Annotated in this window: 6 protein-coding genes and 1 pseudogene; 5 read left to right on the forward strand and 2 right to left on the reverse strand. The window is 71.7% G+C overall.

The genetic code is table 11. The features are described from left to right. Positions 1–269: pseudogene (locus tag ACFXA3_RS28195) on the reverse strand (helix-turn-helix domain-containing protein); the annotation flags it as partial. A gap of 466 nt (positions 270–735) precedes the next feature. On the opposite strand from ACFXA3_RS28195, the gene ACFXA3_RS28200 reads away from it, so the two are divergent. The 5 genes from ACFXA3_RS28200 to ACFXA3_RS28220 all read left to right on the forward strand — a co-directional run bounded on the left by ACFXA3_RS28200 (position 736) and on the right by ACFXA3_RS28220 (position 5,738). Beyond that, entirely contained in the window at positions 736–1,590 is an 855-nt protein-coding gene (locus ACFXA3_RS28200; RefSeq protein ID WP_385191276.1) for a helix-turn-helix transcriptional regulator, read from the forward strand. Then, entirely contained in the window at positions 1,587–1,829 is a 243-nt protein-coding gene (locus ACFXA3_RS28205; protein ID WP_385191277.1) for a DUF397 domain-containing protein, read from the forward strand. The genes ACFXA3_RS28200 and ACFXA3_RS28205 overlap by 4 nt, the downstream gene beginning before the upstream one ends. 109 nt (positions 1,830–1,938) lie before the next feature. Next, positions 1,939–2,721, forward strand: coding sequence for an SDR family oxidoreductase (locus ACFXA3_RS28210; protein WP_385191278.1), 783 nt, complete (start codon positions 1,939–1,941; stop codon positions 2,719–2,721). Between the two features lie 49 nt (positions 2,722–2,770). Continuing rightward, positions 2,771–5,335: a bifunctional FO biosynthesis protein CofGH gene (locus ACFXA3_RS28215; protein ID WP_385191279.1), complete on the forward strand. Its 2,565-nt coding sequence runs from the start codon at positions 2,771–2,773 to the stop codon at positions 5,333–5,335. Between the two features lie 160 nt (positions 5,336–5,495). Then, on the forward strand, positions 5,496–5,738 hold the full coding sequence (locus ACFXA3_RS28220; RefSeq protein WP_385191280.1) for a hypothetical protein: 243 nt from the start codon (positions 5,496–5,498) through the stop codon (positions 5,736–5,738). A gap of 90 nt (positions 5,739–5,828) precedes the next feature. Here the strand turns inward: ACFXA3_RS28220 and ACFXA3_RS28225 are convergent, their stop codons facing one another. After that, positions 5,829–7,016, reverse strand: a complete 1,188-nt coding sequence (locus tag ACFXA3_RS28225; protein ID WP_385191282.1) for a tyrosine-protein phosphatase — start codon at positions 7,014–7,016, stop codon at positions 5,829–5,831. Positions 7,017–7,762: the final 746 nt, after the last annotated feature.

Consider the following 7,762-nt stretch of genomic DNA (forward strand, 5'->3'; position numbering starts at 1 on the left):
GGGTGGGGCCAGGTCTGGAACACCGGGACGTTGTACGAGACCGTGCGGGTGACCACCTTGCCGTCGACCGTCCGCAGCCGCGTCCGGCGCAGGAACCCCGCCCCCTCCAGCTCCCGCAGCGCCCGCCCGATGCGGTGCTCGGTCTCGGGGAAGCGCTCGGCCAGGGCACGGATGCTGACCGGGGCGCCCTCGGGCAGCGACTGGATGTGGAGGGCGGTGCCGAGCGCGAGGAGCGACAACTCTCCGTGCTGGGCCAGCAGGTTGCTCACGACCGTGAAGTTGGCGGTGAGGGGGATCTTGGTGTGAGCGACACCGGAAACGCCACCGGATCGGGCGGTTCCGCGCGGAGCACGGGGTGATGCGGGCATGACCGCGTTAAGCTTCTGAAAGGCCATCGGGAAGGGGCTTACTTCCTCGTGGATCAGGCCCTCGGCCGGGATTGCCGTCCCGCCGGGGGCCGTCTCATGTCTGGAGTTGTCGCGGCGAGCATATGCCAGCCAACCCCACTCGAATCGTGTCGAGTTGGCAGATTCACCCGACCGAGCGATTGCGTCGAACGAGGAGGCTGGAGGGGTTCGGTCTGGTTCTTTCCCCCGGTTCTTTGGTCTTTGACCACGGGCCGAACCGCCCCTCACACCACCGCCACACGGCTTCCCACCACGCGGTCCGAACAGGGGAGTTGGCACTTCCGTCATTCACGTCCCCGCCACGTCGGGCCGTCCATAGCCTGGACGGATGAGCGAGGCCGAGGACAGGGACGAGTCCGGCTGGGACGTCGACCCCGAGGACGAACAGGGCGCGGCCGCCGTTGCCGCCGTGGGCCGCAACCTCAAGGTGTGGCGGGAGGCCGCCGGCCTGCGTGTCGCGGAGTTCGCGGCCCGCATGGGCTATGGCGAGGACCTGATCCGCAAGATCGAAGCCGGTACGCGCATCCCCCGCTTCGAATATCTGGACAAGGTGGACGAGGTCTTGTCAGCCGGAGGCCGGCTGGCGGCCATGAAGAAGGAGGTGGAACAGGCCCGCTACCCAAAGCGGGTGCGGGACCTGGCCAAGCTGGAGGCCCGGGCCGTGGAGATCAGCGTGTACAGCATCCACGCCATCCACGGGTTGTTGCAGACGGCACAGTACGCCCAGGCCCTGTTCGAGACGCGCTGGCCCGCATATACGACGGAGGCGGTGGAACGGGGCGTAGCAGCGCGTTTGGCGAGGCAGGAGATCTTCGACCGGTCGCCCGCCCCCGCCCTCACGTTCGTACAGGAGGAGGTGGCCCTCCGTCGACGGATCGGCAGCGCAGATGTCATGCGGGGGCAGCTGGAACACCTGTTGAAGGTGGGGCAACTCCGACATGTCTCGATCCAGGTCATGCCGACGGAGCGAGGAGGTCACGCGGGAATGGCGGGCTACGCAGAGTCGCTGAGGTTCGCGGACGGCTCCGGCGTCGGACGCGACGAAGACCAGGCCGGCGGCCGCCCGCTCACCACCCCGAAACACCTTCGAGTTCTTGAGCTGCGCTATGGAATGATCCGTGCCCAGGCTCTCACCCCAAGGGAGTCACTGGCCTTCATCGAGCAAGTGCTGGGAGAGACATGAACGGCAAGCCCGCGCTCGAATGGTTCAAGAGCAGCTACAGCAGCTCCAACAACATCAACGACTGCGTCGAAGTGGCCTGGCGGAAGAGCAGCTACAGCGACAGCGGGGATGTCAACGACTGCGCCGAGGTGGCGACGGCCACCACCGCCGTGCTCGTCCGTGACTCCAAGGACATCGCCCGGCCCCAGCTGTCCTTCGGGGCGACCGCCTGGACCGGTTTCATCGCGTACGCGGTCTGACGGCGGAACGATTTGCCGCCCGGCATCGGGACCACCCCTTCCCTCCTCGGCGCCGCGCCCTTAATCTGACGCGCCGTCACATACAGGCCCGGCGCCGGGAGGCACGCGCATGCTGCTGCGAGGGAAGACCGTCATCGTCTCGGGGGTCGGGGCCGGGCTCGGCCACCAGGTCGCCGCCGCCGTCGTCCGGGACGGCGGGAACGCCGTGCTCGGCGCGCGGACCGAGGCCAATCTGGCCAAGTCCGCCGCCGAGATCGACCCCGAGGGCCGGCACACGGCGTACCTGCCGACCGACATCGGCGACGAGGCGCAGTGCGCCGCCCTGGCCGAGCTGGGGCGGGAGCGGTTCGGCGGGATCGACGCCGTCGTGCACGTCGCCGCATGGGACTCCTACTTCGGCGGACTCGAAGACGCCGATTTCGGGACCTGGCAGCAGATCATCGACGTGAACCTGCTGGGCACCCTCCGCATGACCCGTGCCTGTCTGCCCGCGCTCAAGGAGCGCGGCGGATCCGTCGTCATCATCGGCACGCAGTCCGCCGTGGCCGCGCCCAACGAGGTGCAGCAGGCCGCGTACGCCGCCTCCAAGGGCGGGCTGACCTCGGCCATGTACTCGATGGCCCGCGAGCTGGGCCCGTACCGGATCCGGGTCAACACCGTGCTGCCCGGCTGGATGTGGGGCCCGCCCGTACAGGCCTTCGTCACCTTCACCGCGCACACCGAGGGCGTCCCCGAAGCCGAGGTGCACGCCCGGCTCACGGAGCGCATGGCACTGCCCGACCTGGCCACCGACGGGGACGTGGCGGACGCCGCCGTGTTCCTGGCCTCCGACCGTGCGCGGGCGATAACCGGCCAGTCCCTCCTGGTCAACGCCGGTGAGCTGATGCGATGAGGACGAGGAGCCCCCTCGCGGGCGGGACGTCGGATCGTATGCTCACCGCATGACGACTCCGACCGAAAACGCGATGCGCCGCGCACTCAGGCGGGCCCGCGACGGCGTCGCGCTCGACGCGACCGAGGCGGCCGTACTCCTCCAGGCGCGCGGCGCGGACCTCGAAGACCTCGCCGCCTCCGCCGCCCGGGTCCGCGACGCCGGCCTCGCCGCCGCCGGGCGGCCCGGCGTCATCACGTACTCCAAGAGCGTCTTCATCCCCCTCACCCGCCTGTGCCGCGACAAGTGCCACTACTGCACCTTCGCCACCGTCCCCGGCAAGCTCCGCCGGGCCGGGCACGGGATGTTCATGTCCCCCGACGAGGTCCTCGACGTCGCCCGCAAGGGCGCCGCGCTCGGCTGCAAGGAAGCGCTCATCACCCTCGGCGACAAGCCCGAGGACCGCTGGCCCGAGGCGCGGGAGTGGCTGGAGGCCCAGGGGTACAGCGACACCATCTCCTACGTGCGGGCCGTCTCCATCCTGATCCTGGAGGAGACGGGCCTGCTGCCCCACCTGAACCCGGGTGTGATGTCGTGGGCGGACTTCCAGCGGCTCAAGCCGGTGGCGCCCTCGATGGGGATGATGCTGGAGACCACCGCCACCCGGCTGTGGTCCGAGCCGGGCGGCCCGCACCACGGTTCCCCCGACAAGGAGCCGGCCGTACGCCTGCGCGTGCTGGAGGACGCCGGACGCTCCTCCGTCCCCTTCACCTCCGGGCTGCTCATCGGCATCGGGGAGACCTACGAGGAGCGCGCCGATTCGCTGTTCGCGCTGCGCCGGGTCGCGCGCTCGTACCACGGCGTGCAGGAGCTGATCATCCAGAACTTCCGTGCCAAGCCGGACACGGCGATGCGCGGCATGCCCGACGCCGAGCTGGACGACCTCGTCGCGACGGTCGCCGTCGCCCGGCACATCATGGGCCCCTCGGGCTGCCTGCAGGCGCCGCCCAACCTGGTCGACGGGGAGTACGCGCGGCTGATCCGGGCCGGCATCGACGACTGGGGCGGCGTCTCGCCACTGACCCCCGACCACGTGAACCCCGAGCGGCCCTGGCCGCAGATCGACGTCCTGGCCGAGCAGTCCGCGGCGGCCGGCTTCGAGCTGCGCGAACGGCTGTGCGTGTACCCGGAGTTCGTCCAGCGCGGCGAGCCCTGGCTGGACCCGCGGCTGCTGCCGCACGTACGGGCGCTGGCCGATCCGCAGACCGGGCTGGCCGACCCCGATGCCGTGGTCACCGGGCACCCGTGGCAGGAGCCGGAGGAGGCGTTCACCTCCGTGGGGCGCACCGACCTGCACACCGCCATCGACTCGGAGGGCCGCACGGGCGACCGGCGCGCCGACTTCGACGAGGTGTACGGCGACTGGGAGGCGCTGCGCGAGGCGGCGGCGCCCGGCATGGTCCCCGAGCGCATCGACACCGACGTGCGGGCGGCGCTCGCGCAGGCCGCCGACGACCCGACGAAGCTCACCGACGACCAGGCCCTCGCCCTGCTGCACGCGGACGGCCCGGCGCTGGACGCGCTGTGCCGGATCGCGGACGACCTGCGGGCATCGGTGGTGGGCGACGACGTCACGTACGTCGTCACGCGGAACATCAACTTCACGAACGTCTGCTACACCGGCTGCCGGTTCTGCGCCTTCGCGCAGCGCCGGACGGACGCCGATGCGTACACGCTGTCCCTGGAGCAGGTCGCCGACCGGGCGGCCCAGGCCTGGGACGTGGGCGCGGTCGAGGTGTGCATGCAGGGCGGCATCCACCCGGACCTGCCGGGGACGGCGTACTTCGACATCGCGCGCGCGGTGAAGGCGCGGGTGCCGGGGATGCACGTGCACGCGTTCTCCCCGATGGAGGTCGTCAACGGCGCGACGCGGACCGGGATGTCCGTACGGGAGTGGCTGACCGCGGCCAAGGAGGCCGGCCTGGACTCCATCCCGGGCACGGCGGCGGAGATCCTGGACGACGAGGTCCGCTGGGTGCTGACCAAGGGCAAACTGCCTACGGCGGACTGGATCGACGTCGTCACCACGGCGCACGAGCTGGGCATCCGGTCCTCGTCGACCATGATGTACGGGCACGTGGACCAGCCGCGGCACTGGCTCGGGCACTTCCGCACGCTGGCCCGGATCCAGCAGCAGACCGGCGGTTTCACCGAGTTCGTGACGCTGCCGTTCATCCACACCAACGCGCCCGTGTACCTGGCGGGCATCGCCCGGCCCGGCCCGACGGTCCGCGACAACCGGGCGGTGACGGCGATGGCGCGGCTGCTGCTGCACCCGCACATCACCAACATCCAGACGAGCTGGGTGAAGCTGGGCACGGAGGGCGCGGCCGAGATGCTGCGGTCGGGGGCCAACGACCTCGGCGGCACGCTGATGGAGGAGACCATCTCCCGGATGGCCGGATCGAGTTACGGCTCGTACAAGTCCGTACGGGACCTGATCGCCGTCGCGGAGGCCGCCGGCCGGCCCGCGAAGCCGCGCACGACGCTGTACGGGGAGGTGCCGCAGGAGCGGCAGCGGGCGGCCCTGGCCTCGGACGGGCACCTGCCGGAGCTGCTGCCGGTACTGGAGTAGGGGCACGGGAGGGACCGCGGGGTCCCACGAGTGGGCGTTGTCGAAACGATACTGCCTGGCCATTGGGGTGAATGGCCGTTCCCCGGAGTCGTCGCGTGCTGTTGCACCGGCCGACGCGCCGATGTGCTGGCGCGCCCTCGAAGAGAACTCCGGGAGAGTCATGCGTTTCCGTACCGCCCTCACCGCTTCCGCCCTGGCCGCCGGCATCATGCTGGGTGCTGCGGGCGCCGCCCTGGCCGACGGTGTCGACATCGACGCCTTCAAGGCCGGTCACGCGGCCGCCGCGTCCAACTGCTCCCACTTCGCCGGTGTCCCGGCGGCCGTCGGCCCCCTGTACACCGACAGCTGCACGAAGGAGAAGGAGAAGGAGTGGGCGAACTTCAGCCACCTCGGCGCCCACTGAGGTCCTGAGCCCGCCGCACGGCGGGCACGCGGGAGGGCCCGGCCGGGAACAACCCCGGACGGGCCCTCCCGTACGTCGTGGCGGGCCGGGTCAGCCGACCAGGAGGTCCTTCTTGAGCTGCTTCAGCTCGCGGGCGTCGATGCCGAGCCCGTCCTTCAGGTAGCGGTCGAAGGTGCCGTACCTCGCCTTGACCTCGTCGTAGCCGGAGTTCAGGTACTCGGGGCGCACGTCGAGCATCGGCTTGTAGACGGCGGCCTGCGGAGCCGGCAGGTGCGACAGGATCGCGTCGTTGGCGGCCTTGCGGTAGTCGTTGCTGGCCAGGTAGTCCGCCATGACGGTGTCGCCCGGCACGCCGAGGGCGGTCAGCAGGGCGGCGTTCGCCCAGCCGGTGCGGTCCTTGCCGGCGGTGCAGTGGAAGAGCACCGCACGGTCGCGGTCGCGCTCCAGGCCCTCGAAGACCCGGGCGTAGGCCTTCTTCCCGCCGTCGCCGGCGACCATCGCCTTCTCGGCGTCGACCATGGCCCTGACGGCCTCGTCGGGGGACTTCGGCATGGCCTGGAAGGAACCGGAGCCCGCGAAGACGTCGGCGACGGTGTACGTGGCGCCGGACGGGACCTTGTCGGGGTCGGTGGTGCGCTCGCCCTCCATGCGGAGGTCGAAGACGGTCTTCACGCGCAGCCGCTGGAGCTTGGCGAGGTCGGCGGCGGTGAGCTTGCTGAGGGCGTCGGAGCGGTAGACCTCGCCCATCTTGACCCACTGGCCGGTGGTGGTGCGGTAGCCGCCCGCATCACGGAAGTTGGCCGTGCCCTCCAGCGTGATCAGCCGGTCGGCGAGGTGCAGGCCGACGCCGCGGTCGGGCGTGAAGTCGAACCACTGCCGGTCGGCGGCGGGCAGCCCCGACACGGTGGCGGTGCCCTCGGAGCCGCCCTTGGCGACGACCTTGCCGTTCGCCTTGATCTCGACCCGCTTGGTGCCGGGGGCCTTCCACTTCAGGGTGAACGTGCCGCTCGTGCCGCTCGTGCCGGCGGCGGTGACGGTGGCCTCGGTGAAGGGGACGGAGGTCCGGCTGTGGTGGTGGGCGGTCCAGGGGAGGTCCCACCCGGTGGAGGCCGAGGCGGCGGTGGCGGCGGGAGCTGCGACCAGGGAGGCGGTGAGCGCGGAGGCGACTGCGGTCGCGGCGAGGAGTGCCTTCTTCATGCCGTCGAGGCTGTTGGCCGTCGAAGAACTCTGGATGAACGAGACATGGCCGAAACCGACCGGCTCCAAGGCGAGTGGCAAAACGTGCCACCTGTCGATCAAGGGGTTCTGCCTGCGCGGATGCCACCCTCTTCGCTCGCCCTGGAAACGAGACGCCTCCCCACGACGGTACGGATTCCAGCCGTTCTCCACGCGCGCACGAGCTACTGGACCGCCCGCCTCCGGATTCGGTTGGGCGTGTCCATTACAGTGCGCGCCAGAGCTTGCCGGAGCATGCCGGGGCGGGCGGGGCAGGGGGATCGCGATGGACGACACGACGGCCAAGAGGGCGCTCGAACCGGCACCGGGCCCGGGCCCCGCCACCGGGGGCCCGTCGACCCCCGCACCCCTGCCCGGTGCCACCCCGGGCCCCGGACCCACGGCGGACCCCGCCACCCCCACCGGAATCGGCGCCCTGGACGCCCTGGACGCCCCCCGCCCCACGCCACGACCCACGGCCCCGACCGAAGCCGAGCCCGGCCGGGGGGCCGGGGGTACGGGTTCACCCGGAGCCGGGCCCGCCCTGGGAACCGGGCCCGGTTCGGTGAACGGAGCCCGGACGGCGGCGGAAACCGGAGGCGCGGGCGCGCCCGGAACCGGGACCGGCCCGGGGGCCGGGGCCGCAGGTGCGCCCGGAGCCGGGGCCGCGGCCGGAGCCGGCGGCGGGATCGGCACCGGGGCCGGAGCCGGGGGTGGCGGTCGGGGTGAGGGGCGGATCTTGGCGGGAGCCGGGGCTGCCGGGCGGGCGGCCGGGATCGCCGCCCGGGCCGGCACCCACGGGCGGGGTG

Origin of the sequence: Streptomyces sp. NPDC059456 (assembly GCF_042750055.1) — a bacterium.
GTDB lineage: Bacteria > Actinomycetota > Actinomycetes > Streptomycetales > Streptomycetaceae > Streptomyces.

Bases quoted from the DNA above. Each gene is read 5' to 3' on its own strand.
- ACFXA3_RS28215 (WP_385191279.1), top strand. From the start codon at position 2,771: ATGACGACTCCGACCGAAAACGCGATGCGCCGCGCACTCAGGCGGGCC.
- ACFXA3_RS28205 (WP_385191277.1), top strand. From the start codon at position 1,587: ATGAACGGCAAGCCCGCGCTCGAATGGTTCAAGAGCAGCTACAGCAGC.
- ACFXA3_RS28210 (WP_385191278.1), top strand. From the start codon at position 1,939: ATGCTGCTGCGAGGGAAGACCGTCATCGTCTCGGGGGTCGGGGCCGGG.
- ACFXA3_RS28220 (WP_385191280.1), top strand. From the start codon at position 5,496: ATGCGTTTCCGTACCGCCCTCACCGCTTCCGCCCTGGCCGCCGGCATC.
- ACFXA3_RS28200 (WP_385191276.1), top strand. From the start codon at position 736: ATGAGCGAGGCCGAGGACAGGGACGAGTCCGGCTGGGACGTCGACCCC.